The organism is Brevundimonas sp. (assembly GCF_030682035.1).
Lineage (GTDB): Bacteria > Pseudomonadota > Alphaproteobacteria > Caulobacterales > Caulobacteraceae > Brevundimonas.
In genome coordinates, this window is the sequence record NZ_JAUXQZ010000016.1 from 38,489 (window position 1) to 61,850 (window position 23,362).

Annotated in this window: 30 protein-coding genes; 19 read left to right on the plus strand and 11 right to left on the minus strand. The window is 63.1% G+C overall.

The annotated features are described in order from the left end of the window. Window positions 1-25: 25 nt before the first annotated feature. Entirely contained in the window at window positions 26-1,171 is a 1,146-nt protein-coding gene (locus Q8K49_RS03195; protein ID WP_305304007.1) for an FAD-binding oxidoreductase, read from the minus strand. A gap of 119 nt (window positions 1,172-1,290) precedes the next feature. Beyond that, on the minus strand, window positions 1,291-1,773 hold the full coding sequence (locus Q8K49_RS03200; RefSeq protein WP_305304009.1) for a hypothetical protein: 483 nt from the start codon (window positions 1,771-1,773) through the stop codon (window positions 1,291-1,293). Between the two features lie 246 nt (window positions 1,774-2,019). Between Q8K49_RS03200 and Q8K49_RS03205 the strand changes: the two genes are divergently transcribed. From Q8K49_RS03205 to Q8K49_RS03235, 7 genes are all read left to right on the plus strand, one after another. Then, a complete protein-coding gene (locus Q8K49_RS03205) occupies window positions 2,020-3,831 on the plus strand; it encodes a DEAD/DEAH box helicase (RefSeq protein WP_305304011.1) in 1,812 nt (603 codons plus the stop codon). A gap of 148 nt (window positions 3,832-3,979) precedes the next feature. Then, window positions 3,980-4,693 carry a hypothetical protein gene (locus Q8K49_RS03210; RefSeq protein WP_305304013.1) on the plus strand — a complete coding sequence of 238 codons (714 nt, stop codon included), beginning with the start codon at window positions 3,980-3,982 and terminating at the stop codon, window positions 4,691-4,693. Window positions 4,694-5,008: 315 nt separating this feature from the next. Then, window positions 5,009-5,584, plus strand: coding sequence for a hypothetical protein (locus tag Q8K49_RS03215; RefSeq protein ID WP_305304015.1), 576 nt, complete (start codon window positions 5,009-5,011; stop codon window positions 5,582-5,584). A gap of 188 nt (window positions 5,585-5,772) precedes the next feature. Beyond that, on the plus strand, window positions 5,773-6,093 hold the full coding sequence (locus tag Q8K49_RS03220; protein ID WP_305304017.1) for a hypothetical protein: 321 nt from the start codon (window positions 5,773-5,775) through the stop codon (window positions 6,091-6,093). 104 nt (window positions 6,094-6,197) lie between these two features. After that, complete coding sequence (locus Q8K49_RS03225) at window positions 6,198-6,581, plus strand: VOC family protein (RefSeq protein ID WP_305304019.1); 384 nt, start codon at window positions 6,198-6,200, stop codon at window positions 6,579-6,581. A 27-nt stretch (window positions 6,582-6,608) separates the two neighbouring features. Next, a complete protein-coding gene (locus Q8K49_RS03230; RefSeq protein ID WP_305304021.1) occupies window positions 6,609-7,217 on the plus strand; it encodes a trans-aconitate 2-methyltransferase in 609 nt (202 codons plus the stop codon). 6 nt (window positions 7,218-7,223) lie between these two features. Next, window positions 7,224-7,976, plus strand: coding sequence for a tRNA-uridine aminocarboxypropyltransferase (locus Q8K49_RS03235; RefSeq protein WP_305304023.1), 753 nt, complete (start codon window positions 7,224-7,226; stop codon window positions 7,974-7,976). 397 nt (window positions 7,977-8,373) lie between these two features. On the opposite strand, the gene Q8K49_RS03240 is transcribed toward Q8K49_RS03235, so the two are convergent. Then, window positions 8,374-9,456, minus strand: coding sequence for an alpha/beta hydrolase (locus tag Q8K49_RS03240; protein ID WP_305304025.1), 1,083 nt, complete (start codon window positions 9,454-9,456; stop codon window positions 8,374-8,376). A gap of 272 nt (window positions 9,457-9,728) precedes the next feature. Here Q8K49_RS03240 and Q8K49_RS03245 point away from each other — a divergent pair, with 272 nt between their 5' ends. Beyond that, a complete protein-coding gene (locus Q8K49_RS03245) occupies window positions 9,729-9,989 on the plus strand; it encodes a hypothetical protein (protein WP_305304027.1) in 261 nt (86 codons plus the stop codon). A 23-nt stretch (window positions 9,990-10,012) separates the two neighbouring features. On the opposite strand, the gene Q8K49_RS03250 is transcribed toward Q8K49_RS03245, so the two are convergent. The 5 genes from Q8K49_RS03250 to Q8K49_RS03270 form a co-directional block, all read right to left on the minus strand. Beyond that, complete coding sequence (locus tag Q8K49_RS03250; protein ID WP_305304029.1) at window positions 10,013-10,774, minus strand: B3/4 domain-containing protein; 762 nt, start codon at window positions 10,772-10,774, stop codon at window positions 10,013-10,015. Window positions 10,775-10,848: 74 nt separating this feature from the next. Then, entirely contained in the window at window positions 10,849-11,274 is a 426-nt protein-coding gene (locus Q8K49_RS03255; RefSeq protein WP_305304031.1) for a hypothetical protein, read from the minus strand. A 496-nt stretch (window positions 11,275-11,770) separates the two neighbouring features. Then, complete coding sequence (locus tag Q8K49_RS03260) at window positions 11,771-12,106, minus strand: DUF1330 domain-containing protein (protein ID WP_305304033.1); 336 nt, start codon at window positions 12,104-12,106, stop codon at window positions 11,771-11,773. Window positions 12,107-12,929: 823 nt separating this feature from the next. Then, complete coding sequence (locus tag Q8K49_RS03265) at window positions 12,930-13,403, minus strand: hypothetical protein (RefSeq protein WP_305304035.1); 474 nt, start codon at window positions 13,401-13,403, stop codon at window positions 12,930-12,932. A 163-nt stretch (window positions 13,404-13,566) separates the two neighbouring features. Then, on the minus strand, window positions 13,567-13,812 hold the full coding sequence (locus Q8K49_RS03270) for a hypothetical protein (protein WP_305304037.1): 246 nt from the start codon (window positions 13,810-13,812) through the stop codon (window positions 13,567-13,569). Between the two features lie 211 nt (window positions 13,813-14,023). On the opposite strand from Q8K49_RS03270, the gene Q8K49_RS03275 reads away from it, so the two are divergent. Continuing rightward, window positions 14,024-14,572, plus strand: a complete 549-nt coding sequence (locus Q8K49_RS03275) for a hypothetical protein (RefSeq protein ID WP_305304038.1) — start codon at window positions 14,024-14,026, stop codon at window positions 14,570-14,572. Window positions 14,573-14,658: 86 nt separating this feature from the next. Here the strand turns inward: Q8K49_RS03275 and Q8K49_RS03280 are convergent, their stop codons facing one another. Then, window positions 14,659-15,156: a hypothetical protein gene (locus tag Q8K49_RS03280; protein ID WP_305304039.1), complete on the minus strand. Its 498-nt coding sequence runs from the start codon at window positions 15,154-15,156 to the stop codon at window positions 14,659-14,661. Between the two features lie 81 nt (window positions 15,157-15,237). Beyond that, window positions 15,238-15,756 (minus strand): O-acetyl-ADP-ribose deacetylase, encoded by a 519-nt coding sequence (locus tag Q8K49_RS03285; protein ID WP_305304041.1) that lies wholly within the window; start codon window positions 15,754-15,756, stop codon window positions 15,238-15,240. A 229-nt stretch (window positions 15,757-15,985) separates the two neighbouring features. Between Q8K49_RS03285 and Q8K49_RS03290 the strand changes: the two genes are divergently transcribed. Both Q8K49_RS03290 and Q8K49_RS03295 read left to right on the plus strand, forming a co-directional pair. Next, the gene (locus tag Q8K49_RS03290; protein ID WP_305304043.1) at window positions 15,986-16,462 is read left to right on the plus strand and encodes a GNAT family N-acetyltransferase; all 477 of its coding nucleotides are present in this window, start codon (window positions 15,986-15,988) and stop codon (window positions 16,460-16,462) included. A gap of 130 nt (window positions 16,463-16,592) precedes the next feature. Continuing rightward, a complete protein-coding gene (locus tag Q8K49_RS03295; RefSeq protein WP_305304046.1) occupies window positions 16,593-16,916 on the plus strand; it encodes a low molecular weight protein tyrosine phosphatase family protein in 324 nt (107 codons plus the stop codon). A gap of 129 nt (window positions 16,917-17,045) precedes the next feature. Here Q8K49_RS03295 and Q8K49_RS03300 read toward each other — a convergent pair whose 3' ends face one another. Next, window positions 17,046-17,702, minus strand: a complete 657-nt coding sequence (locus Q8K49_RS03300) for a TetR/AcrR family transcriptional regulator (protein ID WP_305304047.1) — start codon at window positions 17,700-17,702, stop codon at window positions 17,046-17,048. A 146-nt stretch (window positions 17,703-17,848) separates the two neighbouring features. Here Q8K49_RS03300 and Q8K49_RS03305 point away from each other — a divergent pair, with 146 nt between their 5' ends. The 8 genes from Q8K49_RS03305 (at window position 17,849) to Q8K49_RS03340 (ending at window position 23,321) form a co-directional block, all read left to right on the plus strand. Then, complete coding sequence (locus Q8K49_RS03305; RefSeq protein WP_305304048.1) at window positions 17,849-18,334, plus strand: VOC family protein; 486 nt, start codon at window positions 17,849-17,851, stop codon at window positions 18,332-18,334. Further along, a complete protein-coding gene (locus Q8K49_RS03310; RefSeq protein ID WP_305304049.1) occupies window positions 18,331-18,972 on the plus strand; it encodes a glutathione S-transferase family protein in 642 nt (213 codons plus the stop codon). The genes Q8K49_RS03305 and Q8K49_RS03310 overlap by 4 nt, the downstream gene beginning before the upstream one ends. A 4-nt stretch (window positions 18,973-18,976) precedes the next feature. Beyond that, entirely contained in the window at window positions 18,977-19,471 is a 495-nt protein-coding gene (locus Q8K49_RS03315) for a VOC family protein (RefSeq protein ID WP_305304053.1), read from the plus strand. Between the two features lie 16 nt (window positions 19,472-19,487). Next, on the plus strand, window positions 19,488-19,937 hold the full coding sequence (locus Q8K49_RS03320) for a GFA family protein (RefSeq protein WP_305304055.1): 450 nt from the start codon (window positions 19,488-19,490) through the stop codon (window positions 19,935-19,937). A gap of 42 nt (window positions 19,938-19,979) precedes the next feature. Further along, window positions 19,980-20,468, plus strand: a complete 489-nt coding sequence (locus Q8K49_RS03325; RefSeq protein WP_305304056.1) for a DUF1579 domain-containing protein — start codon at window positions 19,980-19,982, stop codon at window positions 20,466-20,468. Between the two features lie 16 nt (window positions 20,469-20,484). After that, window positions 20,485-21,510, plus strand: a complete 1,026-nt coding sequence (locus Q8K49_RS03330) for a DUF899 family protein (protein ID WP_305304057.1) — start codon at window positions 20,485-20,487, stop codon at window positions 21,508-21,510. Window positions 21,511-21,603: 93 nt separating this feature from the next. Next, on the plus strand, window positions 21,604-22,548 hold the full coding sequence (locus tag Q8K49_RS03335) for an ABC transporter ATP-binding protein (protein WP_305304058.1): 945 nt from the start codon (window positions 21,604-21,606) through the stop codon (window positions 22,546-22,548). Further along, the gene (locus tag Q8K49_RS03340) at window positions 22,545-23,321 is read left to right on the plus strand and encodes an ABC transporter permease (RefSeq protein WP_305304059.1); all 777 of its coding nucleotides are present in this window, start codon (window positions 22,545-22,547) and stop codon (window positions 23,319-23,321) included. Before Q8K49_RS03335 ends, Q8K49_RS03340 begins: the two co-directional genes overlap by 4 nt. The last annotated feature ends 41 nt before the right edge of the window (window positions 23,322-23,362 follow it).

Below are 23,362 nucleotides of genomic sequence, written 5' to 3' on the forward strand. Positions count from 1 at the left end.
CGGGCTTTACAGGCCGATTTGATGCTTAAGGCCCGGAGGCTGCGCGCAGCCGCGCCGGCGACAACATGGCGTCGGTGAGGCCGAAGCCGGCGATGCGCTGCGGCAGCGGCAGGCCGCGAGCCAGTGCGGCGCAGGCCTCGCCCATGGCCGCCGAGGTCTGGATGCCGTAACCGCCTTGCGCCGCCAGCCAGAAAAAACCCGGCGCGTCGGGATCGAAGCCACCCACCAGGTCGCCGTCCGCCACGAACGAGCGCAGCCCGGCCCAGGTCCGCGTGGGCCGGCGTATGGTCAGCGTGGTCATCTCCTCGATGCGGTGAATCGCCATCGCGATGTCCAGCTCCTCCGGCTGGATGTCCTGCGGCGCCACCGGGTCGGCATTGGCCGGCGAACCCAGCAACATGCCGGCGTCGGGCTTGAAGTACCAGCCCTCGTTGATGCTGGCCGTCAACGGCCAGGCCGCACTGGGCATGCCTTCGGGCGGCGCGAAGATGAAGGCCGAGCGGCGCCGTGGCTCCAGGGCTATGGGCTGCACACCCGCCAGCGCCGCCACCACATCAGCCCAGGCACCGGCCGCGTTGACGACCACCGGCGCTTCGTAGCTTTCGCCGCCGGCCTGCACTTGCCAGACCTCACCGCTGCGCGCCAGCGCCGTGACCTCGGCGTTGCAGATCACCCGGCCACCGGCGCGCCGCAGGCCGCGCAGAAAACCCTGGTGGATCGCATCCACGTCCATGTCGGCCGCATCCGGCTCCAGCACCGCGCCAAGCACCTTGTCCGGGCGCAGCACCGGCACCAGCGCACAGGCCTCAGCGCTGCTCAGCAGGGGCGCCCGCGGCGTGACGCTGCGGAAGATGTCCCACTGTTCGGCCAGTTGCGCCTCTTCGCCGTGGGTGGCCACCATCATCGCGCCGCGCGGCGAGATCAGCGGGTGTTCACTGAAACCTGCGGGCGGGTGGGCAAAGAAGGCGCGGCTCGCCATGGTCAGCGCCCGCACCTGGGCCGTGCCATAACTTTCCATGAACAGCGCCGCCGAACGCCCGGTCGAGTGGTAACCCGGCTGCGACTCGCGCTCCAGCAGCGTCACCCGCCCATGCGGCGCCAGCCAGTAGCCCACCGACGCTGCGGCGATGCCGCCGCCGATGACGAGGAAGTCGCTGGTTGGCTCAGGCATCGGGACGGGCTTTCATCATGGGCAGGACAATTGTCAGGCGCTCTGATTTTGATAGCTGCTTGCGCTTGCTGCACGGGCGCTGGACGCCAATTTAATGCATCAACCGAAGCAGCCGCAAGTTATTCCTTGTTGAGCCGGCGCCGCTCGACGGCGCGCCTCTTGCGCTGCCGGTCCAGGAACCAAGCCAGGAAGGGCAGCAAGACCATGGAGCCCGGGACCGCCCAGATGAACAAATAGGGGCTGACCGACGAGGCCGACCGCACCATGGCCTTGAGCTGGACTTTGTCTTCCGGCGTCCAGGTGCCGCCCTTGCGCTGCTTCATCAGCAACGGCCACGCGCCCTTGATCTGCGCCAGCTCTTCGCGAAAGCGGTGCTTCTCGCGGTGGTTGCTGGCCACGATGGAAACAAACCAGACCGGCGCCCGGCTCATTTTGGTCTGGAAGTGCGCGGTGCTGTCGGGGTCGAACACCTGCTGCGTCTCGACCACCGTGACTTCGCCGACCTCCACCACCGTGACGTCCACCGTGGTCACCGTGGTGCCCGGTTCATCCGCAAGGACGATGTCGGGAACAGTGGTGGCGATGGGGGGCATCTGGGTCATGAGGCAATTATCGGACCGGGGTGTTCGCGCGCGTGTGGGAGAAGGGCTTGAGACAGCGACTCCCAGGCCCACCAAGCGACAGGAGGTAGCGAATACAAATGCGTTGATCGTTCTTGTGATTTATTTACTTCGGGTTTTACCGCGCAAGCGTTGGTTCGCCACCTAACCCCGGGACAGCCCTGTAGCCCTTCGACGCATTAGCGGCGATGATGGTTGTCACAAAGTGTTAGCGGGTGGTGACTTCGGATGGCGGTACTTATTCCCTCGATGGGCAGCTGTGTCTCGCGCATGACCAGCGGAGAGCGCAGGCTCGCGGAACGGCTGGAGCAGAAGCTCGATGACGATTACCTGCTCTGGTACGACGTGCCGGTGGGACCGAAGAACGCGCATCCCGACTTTGTCGTCATGCATCCCCGGCGGGGTGTGCTGGTGCTGGAGGTCAAGGACTGGCGCCTGTCCACCATCAAGCAGGCTGACCGTCAAACGTGGGAGATCATGCCTGACGGCATTCCCAAAAGTGTGCTCAATCCGCTGGAGCAGGCGCGTCAGTATGCGCACCAGGTGATCGACGCGCTGCAACGCGACAAGCAGCTCATTCAGCACGAAGGTCCTCACCAGGGCAAGCTGGCCTTCCCGTGGAGCTACGGCGTGGTGTTTTCCAACATCACGCGCAAGCAGTTCAACGACGCAGAACTGCACGGGGCGATGGAGAAGTCCCGCGTCATCTGCCAGGACGAGATGCTGGAGTCGGTCGGCGCGGAAGAATTCCAGAGTCGTCTGTGGGGCATGTTCCCCTTCATGATGAGCGGCGTGATGTCGCTGCCGCAACTGGACCGCGTGCGCTGGATACTTTTTCCGGAAGTTCGTGTTCAACCTCAGGGCACCCTGTTTGACGACAGCGATACAGGCGCCGAACTGCCCGACATCATGCGTGTGATGGATATCCAGCAGGAGCAGCTGGCCCGCAGCCTGGGTGACGGGCACCGCGTGATTCACGGCGTGGCCGGTTCCGGCAAAACCATGATCCTCGGCTACCGCGCCGAGTACCTGGCGCAGGCCAGCACAGCCACCAGCAAACCCATCCTGATCCTGTGCTTTAACGAGCCTTTGGGCGTGAAGCTGCACAGCGTGATGACCGCCAAAGGCCTGGGCGGCAAGGTGCATGCGCGGCACTTTCACAAATGGTGTTATGACCAGCTCAAATACTCGGGGCAGGTGATGCCGCCCCAAGGCCCCAAGTTCGCGGAGGAACTGGTTGACCGTGTCATCCGTGCCGTAGACCGCAACCAGATTCCCAGCGGCCAGTACCAGGCGATATTGATCGACGAAGGCCACGACTTCCAGCCCGCCTGGCTTCGCCTCGTCACCCAGATGGTGGACCCGACCACCAACAGCCTGTTGCTGCTGTATGACGACGCACAAAGCATTTATGAACGAGCGCGCAGCAAGAACTTCAGCTTCAAGAGCGTGGGCGTGCAGGCCCAGGGCCGCACCACCATCCTGAAGATCAACTACCGCAACACCAAACAGATTTTGCAGACCGCCAACCTGATCGCGGCTGACCTGCTGACGCCGGACGACAGGGACGACGACGGCATACCGCTGGTCAAACCCATCAGCTGCGGCCGCGAAGGGCAAGCGCCCGTCATCCTCAAACTGCCGACCCTGCGCGACGAAGCCTTCGCCATCGCCGACCACCTGCGCCACGCGCACCAGGAGGGCCACGCTTGGGGCGATATGGCCATCCTGTGTCCGGACTACGACACCATGTACTTGTGCGCCGACGCTCTGCACCAGCGCAAGCTGCCCTTCAATCTGCGCCAACGGTCTGGCGACTACAACCCCGGCGCCAACGCCATCCAGATCATGACCATGAAGGTCAGCAAGGGGCTGGAGTTCCCGGTGGTCGCGCTGCCGGGTGTCGGGCATATGCCCGCCGAGGGCGAAGACGAGCAGGAGGCCGCGCGGGTGTTTTATGTGGCGGCGACCCGTGCTACTCAAAAATTGATGATCACGGTAAGTGAAGATGGCGAATTCGGGCGGCGACTGAACAGGTGATGCCGCCGAACTTTCTTCCTAAACAACTTCGCGCGCCAAGCCACAGACGCCATAAATATTCAGCCCACATGTCATCATAAGCAACACATTTGTGAAAATAAGGCGTATCATCAGTCCATGTGACATCACATAAATCATATAGGACACCATGATCACTCGACTTGCACTTGAACTTGAACTTGAAGAATTTCTTCGGCGATTTGCTGACTCGATCGATCGAATTTATGGTCGAGGCCTGGCGGCTACCTTGGCGACTGATGTACGCCAATCCACGTTGTGGAGCACCGTCATGCGCATGTATGAGTACGGCGTAGAAGGCCGCGTCTTCGATGGGCTGGGCGATGGGGATGGAAGCCTTGATCCAGACGCTCAGGACGCGATGCTCTTCCTGACGGGGCTGCACGGTTTGACCCCTTTCCTTGAGGAGGACGAAGTACCCGTTCCTCACAAAGCAATCCGGGCCGTGGAAATGGCATGCACACGCCACGTGCTAGATGGTGGCGAACGGTTTTACTCGATAGATGAAGACGCGCAATGGTCCGACTGTTTGTCTATCGCTGAGATCGCGTTGCTCGCGGATATGGACGTGAAAAGCGTACGCAACGCCACGAGCGAAAAGGCCGCGGATCGTCTCCATACACAATTAACAGGAAAGCGCAGCCAAGTTCCCCTCGAAGAAGCTCGGCGATGGCTTGCGGGTCGCAAAGGCTTCGTCCCGAGTTCGAAGACGCCCGGTTCGACAGCCTCACTCTCACTCTCTGTCTCGGCCGGTACCTTCGGGCTTATTCAGGCTCAGGCGCAGGCAAATGGCATGGATGTCGAGACACTCATCTTGACCCTGCTCGGAAAGGTCGAGACGTGAGGGAGATAACCAAACATGCGGCGATACGCAGCCAGCAACGAGGTATTCCGCCATTGCTGGTCGATCTGCTCATCCAATTCGGCAGTACAGAACCAGCTGGCGGGGGCGCTGCAAAGTTGTTTCTCGACAAAGCCGGCCGAAGACGCCTGAAGGCATACGCAGGTCCGCTGGCGGCCGCGCTCGAGCCTCACCTTGACGCGTATGCAGTGCTGAGTCCGACAGGTCAAGTCATCACCGTCGCGCACCGGCTAGAACGTATCCGACGACACTGAATTCGCGTCCAAAGCCCAAACTCGAACTACAAAAAATCTTAATATGAATACAAACAACGACCCCTTCCAAGCCGCTCTGGCAATCTTTAACGCGGCCACCCCGGTTCTCCGGATTCATGGCCTTGGCGGCTCTCGCTGGAAACGCAACGTACCCGAGAGCGACGCCCGTCGCGGTCCGTGGTTGCAAGCTCGCTACGAAGTGATCAACGAGACGGCATGGCGCGCAAAGGGGGCATGTCTGTACCTGGTGGCAGGAGGCAACGCCAAGATCCGCTACGTAGGCATCTCACGCAACGGCGTAAAGCACCGCTGGCGCACGTCGCCCGCTTATGACATCCTCACGGGACAGCGACTCCCGGTCGACCAGCTTTTCCACAGCCAGTGCTGGAAACATATCGAACGCGAGGCCGCATCGGCCGCCGACGCCAACTTCGAAGTCCGGTGCATCGAGGCGAACACCTTAGTGACCGTTCTCGAACAAATGGGCGGTCCGTTGAGGGGGTTTACGGTACTCCGCGACGATGGCGAGAGTGTCGTCGCGGGCGTCGAACGCTGGCTATGCAATCACAAAAGTCTGGATCTTGTTTCGTGGAACTCGGCGATGACTGGCAAGAAATAGGCTCTGCTCTGGCGGCTTAGAGTTCACGGAGAAGCGGAACGGGGTTCCACGATCCGCTTCGGACCAACCCATACCTTCCGTTCATCACCAAGGTCGCCAGCAAGCTTTTACGTTGCCGACGTCGCGCATGTCCTAGCTCTTTGCTTAACATTTCGCAGCACATAACTTTCTTCCATTTTGAATACCTTATGACAGTCAAGTCGAACGATCCTGCAGTTTATTTCCGCACAGGCATCGCCATTCCGGTAGATCGCAAGCCCTTGTTTGAATCCCGCCTGAAGGAACTCGGCATGACAACCACAGGGGATCTCGTGACCTTTTTCATCTTGGCCGAAGGAGTTGTTGAGGCGCTGAAACCACTGGCCAACAAGTTTGCCGAACAGCAGCGCACCAAGAAGACGCCAGCTGCGCTACGGCGTGAAGCGACCGAAGCACTCAAGGATATGTCTCCCGAGGAGATTCAACGACTGATCGCCGCCGCCAGGATGTCCCCAACGGGAGCGCAGTAGGCACGGCAAGAGACGCTCCTGACTCGCGCCTCAGTCGCTCGCCATCCCTTACCATCTCCCCATCGCAAATCAGCCCAGCCGGGCACCCCACGGAGACAAACCCAATGTTCAGTCATATCATGGTCGGCGTCAGCGACCTCGAAGTTTCAAAAAAGTTTTACGACGCGGTGCTCGGCACCCTGGGCGTGGGCCCCGGCGTCGCCAACAAGAACCGCTACTTCTATCGCAGCCCGGGCGGCAGCTTCGGCATCACCACGCCCATCAATGGCGAAGCGGCCTGCCATGGCAACGGCAGCACCATCGGCTTCAAGATGGAGTCGCCCGAACAGGTCGAGGCTTGGCATGCAGCGGGTGTGGCCAACGGCGGCACGACGTGTGAAGACCCGCCAGGCCTTCGCGACGGTGCGGTGGGCCGGCTCTACCTGGCTTACCTGCGCGACCCGGACGGCAACAAGCTGTGCGGGCTGCACCGCCCGCCCGCCGCCTGACCGCTCAGAAAAAAAAAGCAGTCACGCGTGACCTCTGCCAGTGACTCCTGGTTCGACGAAGCCTACTACCAGCGTTATTACTTCGACGAGAAGACCGGCGTGGTGGACCCGGCGCATGTCGCGCGCCTGGGCAACTTCGTGTGCAGCTACCTGAAGTACCTGCGCGTGCCGGTGAAGCGGGTGCTGGACATGGGCTGCGGCATTGGCGTGTGGCGCGAGATCGTGGCCACACACTTTCCTGAGGCGACTTACCACGGGGTGGAATACAGCGCGTACCTGTGCGAGCGGTATGGCTGGGAGCGCGGCTCGGTGGTGAACTACACAGCCAGCGAGCCCTTCGACCTGGTGATCTGCCAGGCCGTGCTGACCTACCTGGACGCGGCGGACCTGAAGCTGGCCCTGCACAACATTGGCCGCCTGACCCGGGGCGCGCTGTATGTCGAGGCCGCGACGCGCGAAGACTACGAGCGCGACGTCATCGACGATGAACTGGCCGACCCGCGCCTGTATCGCCACCCGGCGCAGCTGTACCGCCAGGGCCTGCGCCAGGGCCTGACCGAAGTGGGCGGCGGCGTGTGGCTGAGCCGCCGGCTGGATGTGCCGCTGTTCGAGCTCGAATGCGCGGGCCGCCGCTAAACGCTCGTGCCGGCCGCTTCCACGCCCCACGCGGTCAGCCGCCTGCGCAGCGCGCGCCTGGCGCGCAGTTCTAAACCCTTTCTGGCACGCGGCGGCCCGCGCGGCGAGCGCTGCGCCGGTTGCCGCCTGCTGCCCAACCACTGCCTGTGTGCGCTGCGCCCGCTGCTGACGGTGCGGGCGGGTGTCTGCCTGCTGATGGCCGACATCGAGCCGCTCAAGCCCAGCAACACCGGCTGGCTGGTGGCCGACGTGGTGGCCGACACCTTTGCCTTCGGCTGGGCGCGCACCGAGGTCGATCCGGAGCTGATCGCCTTGCTGGCCGACCCGCAGTGGCAGCCTTATTTGGTGTTTCCCGGCGAGTTTGTCGACAGCGCGCGCGTGGTGACGGAGGTGGAGCCTGTCGCTGCCGCTGCCGATGTTGCAACCCGACGCCCGCTGTTTGTATTGCTGGACGCGACCTGGCCCGAGGCGCGCATGATGTTCCGCAAAAGCCCCTACCTCGACCCATTGCCGGTGCTGAGCCTGCAAAGCGAACAACTCTCCCAATACAAGCTGCGCCGCTCGCAGCGTGATGAACATTTCTGCACCTCGGAAGTCGCGGCGCTGTGCCTGGCGCTGGTCGGCGAGGCCCACGCCGCCGAGGTGCTGGAGGCCTACCTTGATGTGTTCACCGACCACTACCTGAAGGCCAAACAGCAGCAGCCGGTGGATATGGACGATGCGGCGCACCAGCGGCTGCGGGCGCTCGGCACGGGCTGAGACTTGTCATCCCGGACGTGATCCGCGGCTTGACTCGTGTTGTGGGGTACGCCCACAAGCCGGGGGTTGCCCGGCAGCAACTCACAAAGAAAAAGGCGACCCGATGGTCTGGGTCCCTGCGCTTCGCTACGGGCAACCTGCGGTGCTCGCCGAAAACGGGGCCGGGCTAGCACTCGCACGCTCAGACAATCGCCCGTCCTGATCCGTTTTCGGCTGCGCTCCTCGGCCCAGCCCGACGGGTAGTGGGGGAAAAAGCAGAAAACAAATACCAACATGGAACTCAAGGACGGGAATCGCGACCGACCTTCATTTGCTCCTGTTTTTATAGCTGCCTGCGCTTGTGCCGCATGGGCTGAAGCCCGGTTTGATCTGCAGGCGCCGACTCGGCGCCCGGGCGCTAGAGGTAGTTTCCAGAGCCCGGGGCAGCATTGCCCATGTAGCAGATGGATCCGTCCACACGGCAGCCCACCGGATAAACGACCCTGGCGGATTCCCCCGGCGGCTGAAAATCGGGCAGAGAGGTGAATATGCGTCTGAAAAGCTCTTTCGCCTCTTTCGAAAGTTTCTTGTCGTCTTCCGCGACGAAGTAACGATGCGCATGCAAGCTCATTTTTTTGGCGTTTTCGAAGTCGATGTAACGGTACTTCGGTCCTGTCAGATATTCGTCGCCCCAAGCCGTGCCGAGCTTGAGTTCGCTGTCCACCACGGAAGCCGCGAACAACACCGCATCGGCCCTGGTGTATGTGATGTACACCTTCAGCAGCGGATGGATCTGGCTTAGCCAGGCGGTGTGTTTGGCGGCTGCGGTACAAGCGGCGCTCAGGATGACGTTGTGCATCGCGGACAAGGACGCTTCTGCATCCTGCTCATTGATCGTGTGCTGCAGAAAGTGGCAGCCCAGGCTGTGCGCCACAAAAGACACTTTGCGGCTTTGCTTGCGCAGCCGGGCGGCGGCGACCAGCCGCAGAAAACGCGCCAGCGAATCCTTGCTCTCCTGCGCATTCTTTTTGGCCTGGCCGTACCGTCGCGCCTTGCGGGCAATCCACCCTTGCCTGAGGTCGTCGCGGGTCTTGACGTTGGTCAGTGCGTCTTCGTCGTCATCGGTATCCATCCGCGTCGGGTCCATGCCCCCCTGGTCTTCCCCATTGGGCAGGAAACCTTCGGAGGTCCACGAGTAGGCGATCACGGACACGTCGTATTGCGCTTCCAGCTGCCGGGCCCGCAGAAAACACTTGGCGGGCGTGGTGTTGTTGCCGTGGAGATAAACCAGTACCGGTTTGTCTCCGTCCATCACGGCCTCGATCTTTGCCAGCACGGCTTCGTCGCTGAGTCCGACGCCATGCTGGCTGACACGCCAGCCGTTGGCTGCAGCCAGCACATCCACGCTGTTGAGCGTTTCGTGGAAGGGCTGGAAAACCTTGGTCAACGCGGAGGCATTTCCGGCCTCGACCTTGAGCTCGCGATTGGTAAATATCAACATGGCCACTCCCGTGAAAATTTGTAACTGGGACGCAGACAATAGCCAAACGCGCAGGCAAGCTCAATGGCCGGGCACGGCGTCCATCGCGGCGCCCGGCAGGGTGTTCAGAGGAGAAACCAGGCGCCCCCGCGCCGTGCAGCTTGGGCGATGTGAACTTCCTCACAAAGAAAAAACCGGGCCAGCCTGGGGCTGCTTGCGCAAAACCGGGGGCAGGCCCAGCCCGGCGACAATCAACACTTCCAACGCCCCGACCCACCAGCCCGAGACCTGCCATGACCGACGACATCAACCGCCAGAACGAACTCAAGAAGATGACGCTGTGCGATTCGTGCGCCGGCATCCAGCGCAACTGGCGCAAGGCACCCGGACACCCGGAACTGGTGCAGGGCGGCAACCGGCAGGAGCGGCGCGGCGGCGCGCTGGTCACCGTGACCAGTTACCAGTGCGACCGCTGCGGCACCGCGTGGGAGTATGAAAACGACAAGGCCAACCTCAAGGCTGGCTGGTCGGTGGTCGGGCGCGCCCGCAACTGAGCGCGCGGCGCGGCGCGGTTCGCTTATTTTTCCGGCGTGTAGTCGAAGCGCGGCGAGGCCCGCGTGAGCAGGCGCGCTTTTGATGCGGCAGCCGGCCAGGCGATGGCGATCTCTTCCATCAGGGCGGCCAGCAGCGTGCGCATGTCTTCATAGGCTGACTCGTGCAGGGCCTCGGCCACGATCATCACGGTGTGGGTGCCGGCGCTGACCCCCGACAGGCTGCTTTGCCGGTTGGTCCAGCGCCGCGCATGCGCGTTGCCGCCCTGGTCGGCGTAAATCACCTCCTGCGGCTCGGGGTGCTCGAGCTGGCCCGAGAAGGTCTGGTAGGACTCGCTGCCGGTGGCGTGGCGCACTTCCATGTCGCCCACCACTTTGGACAAGTCGAACACCGCCACGGGGATGGCGAACGCGGCCGAGATGGCGTTGCACAGATCGACCAGCGGGTGCAGGCGCGGCAAGGCGTTTTCTTTCCTCAAGCGGCGCAGCAGCGCTTCCGAGGCGCAGCGGTACTTGGTCGGCTGCAGCCCCATCTTGGCAAACACCCGGCGCCAGGCCTGGATCTCGGGCAGCGCGCTTTCGCTGCCGCCGTTCAGGCGCGCCGCCGCGGTGGCGCTGAAACGCGCGACCTGCGCGCCGACCGAGGCCCGGGTGCTGATGCCGCGCGCGAACAGCACGCCGGGCACCAGCTCGGGACACTGGGTCCAGATGTCAGGGGAATGACTGAAAACCATGGCTTGCCTTTCTTGCAGCCGATGATGCGCCATCCCGCGGCTTCGCGCCAGCATGGCGGGCCGCTGCTGTCATCCGGAAGTCGTCGCTGTTGCCGCAGCAGTGGCGGCGCCGCAACTGCGGCAGCGGCTCAGGCCGGCTTGCCGCTGCGCTGGATCTGCGTGTCGCAGCCGGCGCGCAGTTGCTGCAGCCTGGCCCTGGCGGCCTGGAAGTCGGCCTCGCTGACGCCGCTGACGGCCTTGCGCGCAGACAGCGCGGCCAGCGCCGAGGCCTGCTGCAAGGCGCCCTGACAGATGCGCCACGGCGTCCACGCGTCAGTGCCCGTGGCCGACGCGGGCCAGCGCCGCGCCTGCGCGTCGAGCGCGGCCTGCGTCAGGCGCAGCCGCTGCGCGTACTTCATGGCCTCGGGCTCCATCGCCCCCATGGCGTATTCATTGAGGACTTTGCGCGAGGCGACGGCCAGGTCCAACGCCTCCTGCGGGTTCTTCAGCGCGGGCGCCTGCGCGCCCGCCAGCGTGACGGTGGCAAGCAGCAGCAGGGAGAGGAAACATCGCATGGGCCCACCATACCGCAGATGTGCGGGTGGCATGGTTGTCCGAGCCAATGACCTGTGGTCCGGCCTGCGTTGTCATCCTGGACTTGAGCCGGGATCCATGTTGATGTGATCGTGCCGTGTGGTGTGCCTGCACCAGCTGGCCGGGGGTTGCCCGGCGGCAAGTAACTTTCTTTTGCTTCGCCAAAAGAAAGTCACCAAAGAAAAGGCGACCCTGCTGTCTGCGACCCTCCTTCGCTGGCGCTGCGGAGGGCAACCTGCGGTGCTCGGTTCAGCCGGGGTCGAGCTCGAACTCGCTTCGCTCAGACAATCGCTCGCCCTGATCCGTCTGGACCTCCGCTCCTCGGCGCATACAGAAGGGTGGGGTAGAAAACCAATACAGGACCAATCCGGAGTGCATGAGGCGCGCAGCGCTTTGCTCCTTTTTTGATAGCTGTTGACGCCTGCCAGTCATAGGTTGGCGGTCGATTTGACTTGTGCCCGGCGCACCGTGCCAAGTTCAACAGGGATCGAGCTTGGCCAGCATCTGGCTGCCTTGATAACCCTCTTCCACTCCTTCGATCAGAAAGGTGATGCCTTCCGAGTTGTCGGTGCGCAGCGGCAGGATGGCCTGGTAGGCCTCGGAGGCATACCAGCGCCTCGCGTGATCCATGTCCGGGAAGGCTATCGCCACCAGGGTGTGGTCGAAGGCGCCCTCGACCACCTCGGTGCGGCCGCCGTGGATCTTGAAGGCGCCGCCGAAAGGCGCGAGCGTGTCGTCGATGCGCGAGATGTACTCGGCGATCTGGTCGTTGATCTTCACGTTGCGCAGCAGGGCGAAAGCGTAGGCGGGCATGGCGGGTTTCCTTCCAGGTGTGTGCCTGTATCCTCGACCGCGCGCTGCAGGGTGTCGATAACGCTGGAGGTCATGGTCCCATCTCTCTTGTCATCCCGGACTTAATCCGGGAGCCACGGGCGATCCTCCACACCGTTCGGGCTGAGCCTGGCGAAGCCAGTGCAAGCTCACGCTCCGGTAGACACTCATGCAAGCCGGGTCTCGCCCCGGCGGGCGAGTTACTTTTCTTTGTCTCGCCAAAGAAACCTAACGAAAAGAAAGGCGACCCTGCTGTCTGCGTCCCTCCTTCGCTGACGCTGCGGAGGGCAACCTGCGGTGCTCGTCAAAAGCGGGGGCTCGCTCGAACTCGCTTCGCTCAGACAATCGCAAGCCCTGATCCGCTTTTGCCTCCGCTCCTCGGCGCATACAGAAGGGGTGGAGATAAAACAAATACGGGAGACAAATCCGGAGTCCTTGAAGCGCGCAGCGCTTCAAGGACGGGAATCCCAACAGACCGTCAAGATTGCACGCGAGCGCAGCGCACGCGGCCAAATGAAGCTCCCTTCTCTCGCCCAGCGGGGCGAGGGAAGGGCGGGGGGTTGGGAGTGGGAAGTCAGCCCTGCCGAAACAGGCGAGCCTGGGACGCAGCGCGATGTCTGCGTTGGGGCATCGCGCCAGCGCCGCTGATCAGCGCTGCATGGATTGCGGCTCAAGCCCGCAATGACAGATCCGGCTGCCAGCCCCGGCAAGGCGACACTTTTACATCGGCCATAAAAAAAGACAGGCCGAAACCTGTCTTTCAAAAAAGACGTCACGGGACAAGCCCGCAACCCCCTTGGAGCAATTACTTGCTGCCGGCGGCTTTCACGTCGGCGGCGGCGGCTGCCTTGGCGCCCGTGGTTTCTGCGCTGGCGGCGGCCTTGTCGCCGGCGGCCTTGATGCGCACGGTGTCGACCTTGGTGTCGGCCTTGATCACGGCCTTGTCGGCTTTCAGGTCAGCCTTGGCATCGGTCTTGTCGGCCTTGGCCATGGCTTTGGCCTTGTCTTCAGGATCGGCCTTGGCGGCTTTGGCGTCGGCCTTGGCCTTGGTGTTGGCGGACTTGGTCAGCGCCTTGGTTTTCTTTTCAGCGGCGGCGGCTTCGGCCTTGCTCACCTTGGCATCGGCCTTGGCGTCGACCTTGGCTTCGCTTTTCACGGCGGCAGCGACAGACTTCTCGGCTTTGGCTTCGGCCTTGACCACAGCAGGCGTTGCCGGGACGGCAGGCACTGCGGGGGCAGCAGCCTGCGCAAAAGCGGCGCCGGCGATCAGGGTGGTCATCAGGGCGGCGAGTAATTTGTTCATGGAAGTCCTTTGAATGCGGTTCGTGACATCAGGCTGATGTCACGTGGCCGACTGTTCAACGGCATTGCCCGCCGGCCTGTTGACCGGGTAGACCCCTGTTTCCGGATCTATACACCAGCTTTACACAAGCCCGCCTGCTTCAGCGGTGATGCCGGCCCGGCCTGTGCAGGTGAGGACGCGGGTGCTGACGGTGGCCGTGCGAGTGCACCGGCGGGCGGCTGTAGCCAGGGCGGTGGCCGTAAAACACCGAGCCGCCGATGAACACCGGCGCCGGCGTCGCATACACAGGCGCAGGCTCGTACATCGTGCCGTAGGGCGCCGCGGGGTATACCGCGCAGCCCGTCAGGCCCGCGGCGGCCAGAACCAGAAGTGCTGTCTTGATCATGGGGGAGTCTCCTGCATGGACGCGGCCGGACTGGCCGCATGCAGCCATTGGGCGATGCGCGGGTAAGCCGCGTGTGTTGTCTTGTGTGCCACAGGTGTCTGGTGGTTACCAGATGTGGGCTGGCACGCTCACGGGAAGAAACAGCACAGGCGCGCGGGGAACGAAGGTGCACTGTCATCGTCTGACCCGGGTGCACTTTTGAAGGAACACGATGAAACGCAGACAGTGGCTCACCACATTCCCGATGGCGCTGGCCGCGGTGTCGGCGCAGGCGCAGCCGAGTTACACCGTCACGACGGCGCAATTGCAGCAGGCCGTGGCTGAAAAATTCCCGATGCGCTACCCGGTGGGCGGCTTGCTGGAGCTGACGCTGCAGCCGCCGCGCCTGCGCCTGCTGCCCGAGCAGAACCGGCTGGGCACACAAATGGTGGTGGATGCCGGCGGCCCGGCGCTGTCACGCCCGACCACCGGCAATTTCGATGTCGACTTTGCGCTGCGTTACGAGGCGAGTGACCAGTCGATACGCGCGCACAAACTGAAGGTCAACACCCTGAGCCTGTCCGGCATGCCACCGGGCCCGGCCGCACTGCTGCAGGCCTACGGCCCGTCGCTGGCCGAGCAGTCGCTGCTCGAGGTGGTGCTGCACAAGCTGCAGCCGAAAGACCTGGCGTTGGCCGACGGCCTGGGCCTGGAGCCCGGCGCGATCACGGTGACGGCCAGGGGGCTGGTGATTGGATTTGTGGTGAAGCCGCTGCGTTGAGCGGCTGGCTCGGTGGGGCGAAACGCCGGGGTCCAGCGGCCTGGACTCAAGTCCACTGAAGGAAGATGTCCCTTGTAAAAACAGGGTCAGCTGGACTGTCCGCCGAGAAAAAATCCGTACAAAGCCAGGCGGCCGTCTTTTCTTGACACCGTGAGCTTGACGGTTCCCGAGGTAAACGCAGCACCCGAAACACGGGCCTTGAAGTGGAGTGTGAGGTAAGTTCTTCCAGCGTCTTTGCCGGCAAGCTCGGTGTTGGCGTACGCGAATTGATCGACACGCCCGACCACCGCACGAAGCTTGGTCAATTCATCAGAGAGTTTCTGCTCGGAGAACTGGAGTTTGGCCAGATCATCGAATTTCAGATACAGCTCGTGAATTTTGTTGTCGTTATACAGGTCTACGACACTTTGAGCGAGTTCTGTAGCCTCTTTGTCCGTGACCTGGTGGCTCACATCGCTTGCACCGCCAGCCAACGAAGCTTCAGATGGCTTTTTCCCGGAGTGAAAATACAACGTGACCGCCAGATTAAGTGCTCCAACCAGAAGCACTGCGTATAAAAGCCAGAATAAACGCCGATCGCTCATCAAGTACTCCTCCCATTGTTTTTCAAGCATAACTTCCACGCCGACGGGAACTCGACACGCGGCGACACCGCAGGCCGCATGTCAGCCCGCCGTTTCATTCAAAACCTCCTCATAGACCTGAAGGTCGCCCGGAGAGAAGCAGCAGAAGATGACCTCGGTGAAACCGCCGACCGTTTTCAATGTTGAGCGAACGGTGTTGACAGCCACCCGGGCGGCCAGTTCGATGGGGTAGCCGTAAATGCCTGTGCTGATGCTCGGGAACGCCAGGGTGGCGATGCCATTCCCGGCAGCAAGTTGCAGGGAATTCCGATAACACGCAGCCAGTAGCTCCGCCTCGCCATGGACACCGCCGCGCCAGACCGGACCCACTGTATGAATGATGTGCCTGGCGGCCAGTCGATAACCCTTCGTCAGTTTGGCTTGCCCGGTCTTGCAGCCTCCCAGGAGGCGGCACTCATGCACCAGCTCCGGCCCTGCTGCGCGATGAATGGCGCCGTCAACACCCCCGCCACCCAGCAAGGAGGAGTTTGCGGCATTGACGATGGCATCCACGGCCAGTGTCGTGATGTTGCCTTGCAGGGCACGGAGCAGCGTTGTCATGGACAGCAGCTATCGGCTGGCCCATCTTCAAGAACTGGTGCAGGTGTGCCGCTCCACGCGAGTGAGTTGTCAAATCCGGTGTTCATCCTCGACCTTTACTTGCAAACCGGGCGATCCCGGGAAATGTACTCTGCACCGAAGGGCACCCTTCCCTTGATGCGTAGCCCCGGGCCGCCAACCGGCCCAGAACATCGTCGCTACAATCCGCGCTCCCTTGCTTCCGACACCCATGCTGATCCGCAACTTCCGCCCCGATGACGCGCCGCTGCTGCGCACGGTTTTTTATGCATCGGTGCACCAGCTCGCCGCGCGCAACTACACGCCGGAACAGCGCGAGGCCTGGGCGCCGCTGGACCACGACGCTGCGCAATGGGCGGCACGTTTGCAGGCCAACCAGCCTTTTGTGGCGGAGCTGGACGGCGCGGTCGCGGGTTTTGCCGACCTGCAGGATTCGGGTTACATCGACCAGTTTTTTGTGGCGCCGGCCTGTGCCGGTCGCGGCGTGGCGAAAGCGCTGATGGCGCACATCGAGGCGTCAGCAGCGCGCCGCGGCATCACGGCGCTGTTCGCCGATGTCAGCCTGACGGCCGAACCCTTCTTCAGCGTGTCGGGGTTTACCGTCGAGCAGCGCCAGCAGGTCGAGCGGCAGGGCGTGGTGCTGCGCAATGCGCGCATGGGCAAGGCGCTGGCAACCGCGCACCGCTGAACAGGCGCTGCATGGCTACTGATTTGACAGATGTTACGCCGACGGTTCGAAAATGTTGCCGCATGGGCTGCGACTTCCTTCCGAAGCACTTTTATATCAACGCCGGCCGTTTTGTTTATGCTGTGCCCGCATGCAGCAATTCCTTTTTTTATGCAGCAGAAACCGCCTTCGCAGCCCGACGGCGGAGCAGCTGTTCGCCGGCCGGCCGGGCATCAGCACTGATTCGGCCGGCCTGGCGCCGGACGCGGACACACTCCTGGACGCCGAGCAGATCCGCTGCGCCGACGTGATCGTCGTCATGGAACGCGCGCACCGCAGCAAGCTGTTGCAACGCTTCGGCCCGCAGCTGAAGGGGAAAAAGCTGGTGTGCCTGGACATTGCGGACAACTACAGCTTCATGCAACCTGAGCTGGTGGCGCTGCTGGAGAAAAGGATGGCGCCCTACCTGCGCTGAATCCGGCCGGGGCGTTTGAAGCGCGCCGCCGCCGTGCTCAAGCAGGCCGTCTGCTCTGTTTTTGATAGCTGCTCACGCTTGCTGTATGTGGCGTGAGTGCCGATTTGGCTTGAGCCGACGGCCAGACGCCTAGAGCCCCTTTTCCACCATGTCGATCAGGCGCTGGCCGATCTGCGCCAGCTGCGGGCCGATCACCGGCGCCAGCGGGCCGTCCACCACCAGCATGGCCAGCCCGTGCACCGCCGACCAGGCCAGGTACTCGGCACCGGGCCGGCGCTCCGGCGGCATCACGCCGGCGGCCACCAGTTTGTCCAGCGCCGCGCCCAGCAGTTCGAAGGGGTTGAGCCCGCCGGGGCCGGCCGTCGGCGCCTCGGGGGTGGCCTGGATCAGCACATCGGAGCGGGCAAAGGCGGTGCGGAACAGGCCCGGTTCGGCCAGTGCGAAACGCAGGTAGCCGGTGCCGACGGCGCGCACGCTGGCGCGCGCAAAGTCGGCCGGCGGCAGGTCGGCAGGCAGGGTGGCGAGTTCGGCCTCCATGGCGGCGGCCACGGCCGACAGGGCGGCGGCGCGCACCGCCTGCAGCAGGGCGTCGCGGCCGGCAAAGTGGCGATACGCGGCATTCGGCGCGACCCCGGCCCGGCGCGTGGCTTCGCGCAGCACCACGGCGTCGGGGCCACCGGCGCGCGCCAGCTCGATCCCGGCTTCCAGCAGCGCGCGCCGCAGGTCACCATGGCGGTAGGTGCTGCGGACGGCAGGCGCTGCCGGGGACTCGGACGGGCTGGTCATGGCTTGTTACGTTTTTATGTGGACAGTGTCCATTATCTTTGTTATTCTTTTGTGGACGGTGTACACAATAACCTCGTTCTTGAGCCAGGACAAGGACGGACGAAAAAATCCGGCGCACCTGAGCGGCACCCACCAGGAGAAAACACATGCAGAAAATCACCACCTTCCTGACCTTCAAGGACCAGGCCGAAGAGGCGCTCAAGTTCTACACCTCGGTGTTCCGCAACGCCAAAGCCGGCGAGACCCAGCGTTACGGCGAGGGCGCCCCGGTCCCCAAGGGCAGCTTCATGAGCGGCAGTTTCGAGATCGCCGGCCAGACCTTTTTTGTGCTCAATGCCGGTCAGGACTTCGGCTTTGCGCCCGGCATGTCGCTGATGGTCGACTGCCCGACACAGGACGAGGTCGACGAACTCTGGGACAGGCTGTCCGCAGGCGGCAGCGTGCAGGCCTGCGGCTGGCTGACCGACAAATTCGGCGTGTCCTGGCAAATCGTGCCCAGCGTGATGCGCACGGTGCTGGCCGACAAGGACCCGCGCAAGGTCGAACATGTCATGAAAGTGATGATGCAGATGATCAAGCTGGACGGACCCAGGCTGCAACAGGCCTATGAAGAGGCCGGAGGGTCGGCATGAAGCTGTATTACTTCGACGTGCTGAACCCGCGCAAGGTCTGCGCGCTGGCACGCTACCTGAACCTGCCGGTGGAATTTGTCCATGTGGACCTGGGCAAGGGTGAGCACAAGACCCCGGCCTTCCTGGCCATGAACCCGAACGCCAAGGTGCCGGTGCTGGTGGACGGCAACACCACGCTGTGGGAGTCCAATGCCATCCTGTGTTACCTGGCGCGCAAGGCCGGCTCGGACCTGTGGCCGACCGACGCGCGCCAGTTCGAGGTGCTGCGCTGGCTGATGTGGGACGCCACCGAGTTTGCGCCGCAGACCGGCACGCTGTATTTCGAACACATCATCAAGTCGCGCTTCGGCATCGGCGGGCCCGACCCCGCAGAAGTGCAACAGGCCACCCAGGGCTTCCTGCGTTTTGCCGCGGTGCTGGATGCGCATTTGCGCGGGCGCCGCTACCTGGTCGGCGATGCCCTGAGCGTTGCCGACTTTGCCGTGGCCATCAGCCTGCCTTATGCGCAGCAGGCGCAGCTGCCGCTGCAGGACTTTCCCGAGATCCGGCGCTGGCATGCGCAGATGAATGCGCTGCCGGCCTGGCGCGAGCCCTTCCCTGAACGGGCCGAACCGGCCGCACTGGCAGAGGCCGCATGAGCCCATGGTGACGGAGACCTTGCGGCTGTATGCCGGCCTGCAGCGCCACTTTCACTTTTCCAACCCAAACCACCCCCAGGAGAATGTCATGCAAGTCCAATCCTATCTGTCGTTTGAAGGCCGCTGTGAAGAGGCGCTGGAGTTCTACAAAAAGAGCGCAGGCGCCGAAGTGACCACATTGATGCGCTGGAGCGACAGCCCCGACCCGGCAATGAAGGCGCCACCGGGCTACGAGAAAAAGATCATGCATGCCGCTTTCAGGATTGGCGAGACCGAGCTCATGGCCGATGACGGCATGGGGCCAGGAAGCGCCGAATTCAAGGGTGTCACGCTGGCGTTGAGCGCCGGCAGCGACACGGAAACAAAACGCTTGTTCGACGCACTGTCCGAAGGAGGCAGCGTGCAGATGCCCCTGACCAAAACCTTCTGGACTTCCTCTTTCGGCATGCTGCGCGACCGGTTTGGCGTGCCGTGGATGGTCATGACCGCGTCGACTTGATGACGGGAGCAGCGCGGTGATTCGGACCCGACACGGAAGTTGCCACTGCGGCGCGGTGAAATTCTCGTGCGACATCGACCTCGCGCCGCCAGGCCGGCGCTCACCTCAAATCCGGCCTGGCCCGTGGTTCGCATCCACACTGCGCTGCAACTGCTCGTTCTGCGGCAAGACCCGGATGTGGAAGAACCACGTCCCGTCCGAAGCTTTCCGGCTGCTTGAAGGCGCGGAAAACCTGACGCACTACCGCTTCGGTGAAGGCTCGATTGACCACACCTTTTGCAGGACCTGCGGTGTTTACGCTTTCGTCAGCGCCAGCGAACCCGTCATGGGCGGCGACTTTTTCTGCGTCAACGTGGCGTGCCTAAACGATGCCACGCCCCAGGAGCTGGCGGCCGCACCGATACGGTATGAAGACGGCGCGCATGACGACTGGGCCAACCCGCCCCCCATCACCGGCTACCTGTGAACCGCCGGAACCCCCGTACCAACAACCCAAGGAGATAGAAAAATGATGGACGCCAAACCCCAACAGGAACACGCATGGCTGCAGCAGATGCTGGGCGACTGGACCATGGTCGGTGAATGTGACATGGGCCCGGACCAGCCCGTGAGCCGGACCACGGGCAAGGAACATGTGCGCGCGCTGGGCGGCTTTTTTGTGGTCTGCGAAGGCGAGGGCGAGATGCCCGGCAGTCAAGACACCGGCTATATGTTGATGACGCTCGGTTATGACATCGCCAAAAAGAAGTTTGTCGGCAGCTGGGCCGGATCCATGATGCCCGGCATGTTTTTCTACGACGGCCAGCTCGACGCCGCCAAAAAAGTGCTGACCCTGGACACCGAAGGCCCGAGTTTTACCGGCGACGGCAGCACGGCGAAGTACCAGGACGTGATCACCATCATCAGCAAGGACGAACGCAGCCTGCATTCGCAGACCCTGCAGCCGGACGGCAGCTGGAAACGTTTCATGACGGCGACCTACCGGCGCGTGAAATAAGCAACTCCAGGCTGCCATGAGCACAACACAGGCACTGAAACCGGCCAAAGAGCTGGCCGCCGCCAACGGCGTGCGCTTCCCGAATGAAAGCGCGGGCTACCGGCGTGCACGCGACGCGCTGCTGGCCGAAGAAATCGAGCTGCGCCGCCATATCGAACGCGTGGCGCAGCAGCGCCGCGAACTGCCGCCGGGCGGCGTGTTGCCGAAAGATTACGAGCTGGTCGGCGAGGACGGGCCGGTGAAGTTTTCTCAGCTCTTCGGCAGGCACGCCTCGCTGGCGGTTTACAGCTATATGTTCGGGCCGCAGCGCAAGCAGCCCTGTCCGATGTGCACCTCGCTGCTGTCGGCCTGGGACGGCGAGGCCGAAGACGTGATGCAGCGCGTGGCCCTGGCGGTGGTGGCGCGTTCGCCGATAGAGCGCCTGCTGGCCTTCAAGAAAGAGCGCGGTTGGCGGCGCCTGTTGCTGTACTCGGATATGAGCGGCGACTACACGCGCGATTACGTGAGTGCGGACGACGCCGATGTGCCGGCCTTCAACGTGTTCACGCGGCAGGACGGCAGCCTGCGGCATTTCTGGAGCGGCGAGATGGGCATGGCCACCGGAACTCCGTTATCCCCACCCCTGACTTTGAACACACGCATGAAAAAGACCTTTCAAGGCAGCTGCCACTGCAGCGCCGTCCGTTTTGAAGCCGACATCGACCTCGGCGCCAGCACCTACCGCTGCAACTGCTCGATCTGCACGCGCCACCGCTTCTGGCTGGCCACCGTAGCGCCGCAGGACTTCCGGATGCTCGCGGGCCAGCCGGAACTCACGTCCTACCGCTTCAACACCGGGAAAAACCAGCATCTGTTTTGCAGACACTGCGGCGTGCGCCCCTTCGGCATGGGCAGCATGCCCGACGGCCAGGCCTTTTATGCTGTGAACATCGGTTGCCTGGAAAATGCCACGCCGGACGAGCTGGCCGCGGCGCCCATCACCTATGTGGACGGCAAACACGACAAGTGGTCTGAGGCACCTGCCATCACCAGTTATCTCTAGGCCGGCCCCCGCGCCAGCAGCTTTCACCCGATCCAGTTACAGTGGCGCAGGCTGGCACGGCTTCATCGCGCCAGCCTCAACCGGAACCCCGAATTGCCAGACATCATTTCCATAGAAAAGCTCAGCAAGGTCTACGCCTCGGGCTTCGAAGCCCTCAAGTCGGTCGACCTCACCATCCGGCGCGGCGAGATCTTCGCGCTGCTCGGGCCCAACGGCGCGGGCAAGACCACGCTGATCAACATCGTCTGCGGCATCGTCAAGCCCAGTTCGGGCCGTGTGCTGGCCGACGGGCATGACATCGTGCACGACTACCGCGCGGCACGCGCCAAGATCGGGCTGGTGCCGCAGGAACTCTCGACCGACGCGTTTGAAACCGTCTGGTCCACCGTGAGCTTCAGCCGCGGCCTGTTCGGCAAGCCGGCCAATCCCGCCCACATCGAGAAAGTGCTGCGCGACCTGTCGCTGTGGGACAAGAAGGACAGCAAGATCATGACGCTGTCGGGCGGCATGAAACGCCGGGTGCTGATCGCCAAGGCGCTGTCGCACGAGCCGCAAATCCTGTTCCTCGACGAACCGACCGCCGGTGTCGATGTGGAGCTGCGCCAGGGCATGTGGCAGATGGTGCGCAAGCTGCAGGACAGCGGCGTCACCATCATCCTGACCACGCACTACATCGAGGAAGCCGAGGAAATGGCCGACCGCATCGGCGTGATCAGCAAGGGCCAGCTCATCGTGGTGGAAGACAAGGACGTGCTGATGCGCAAGCTCGGCAAGAAGCAGCTCACGCTGCAACTGCGCGCACCGCAACAGGCCGTGCCTGAAGCGCTAGCCGGCTTGCCGCTGGAACTGGCCGAGGGCGGCAACTCCCTGGTCTACACCTTCGACACGCAGCAGGAGGAAACCGGCATCGGCGAGCTGCTCAAGCGGCTGGCCGCGCTCGGCATCGACTTCAAGGACCTGCATTCGAGCGAAAGCTCGCTGGAGGACATCTTCGTCAGCCTGGTTCATCGCGACAAGACGACCGGAGCCGCGGCATGAGTTCCCTGAGCTTCAACGGTCGTGGCGTCTGGGCCATCTACAAGTTTGAAATGGCGCGGGCCCTGCGCACCGTGTGGCAATCGCTGGTCACCCCGGTGATCACCACGTCCCTGTATTTCGTGGTCTTCGGCTCGGCCATCGGCAGCCGGATGACAGAGATCGACGGCGTGCCCTACGGCGCCTTCATCGTGCCGGGCCTGATCATGCTGAGCCTGTTCACCCAGTCGATCTTCAATGCGTCATTCGGTATCTATTTCCCGAAATTCACCGGCACCATCTACGAGCTGTTGTCCGCGCCCGTGTCGCCGCTCGAGATCGTCATCGCCTATGTCGGGGCGGCGGCGACCAAGTCGGCGGTGCTGGGGCTGGTCATCCTGGCTACGGCGGCCCTGTTCGTGCCGCTGCGGATTCTCCATCCGATCGAGATGCTGGCCTTCCTGATCCTGGTCTCGACGACCTTCAGCCTGTTCGGCTTCATCATCGGCATCTGGGCCAACGGGTTCGAACAGTTGCAGATGATCCCCATGCTGGTGGTCACGCCCCTGACCTTCCTGGGCGGGTCCTTCTATTCGATCGACATGCTGCCGCCGGTGTGGCGGACGATCACCCTGTTCAATCCGGTGGTCTATCTGATCTCGGGCTTCCGCTGGACCTTCTATGGTTCAGGCGACGTCGGCATCGGGGTCAGCCTGGCCGCCACCCTGGGCTTTCTGTTCACCTGTCTGGCCATTGTCGGCTGGATGTTCCGGACCGGCTACCGGCTGAAGAACTGAGCTCTTCAGCTTCGGGTCACGAAACGGGCCAGATCGGCGGA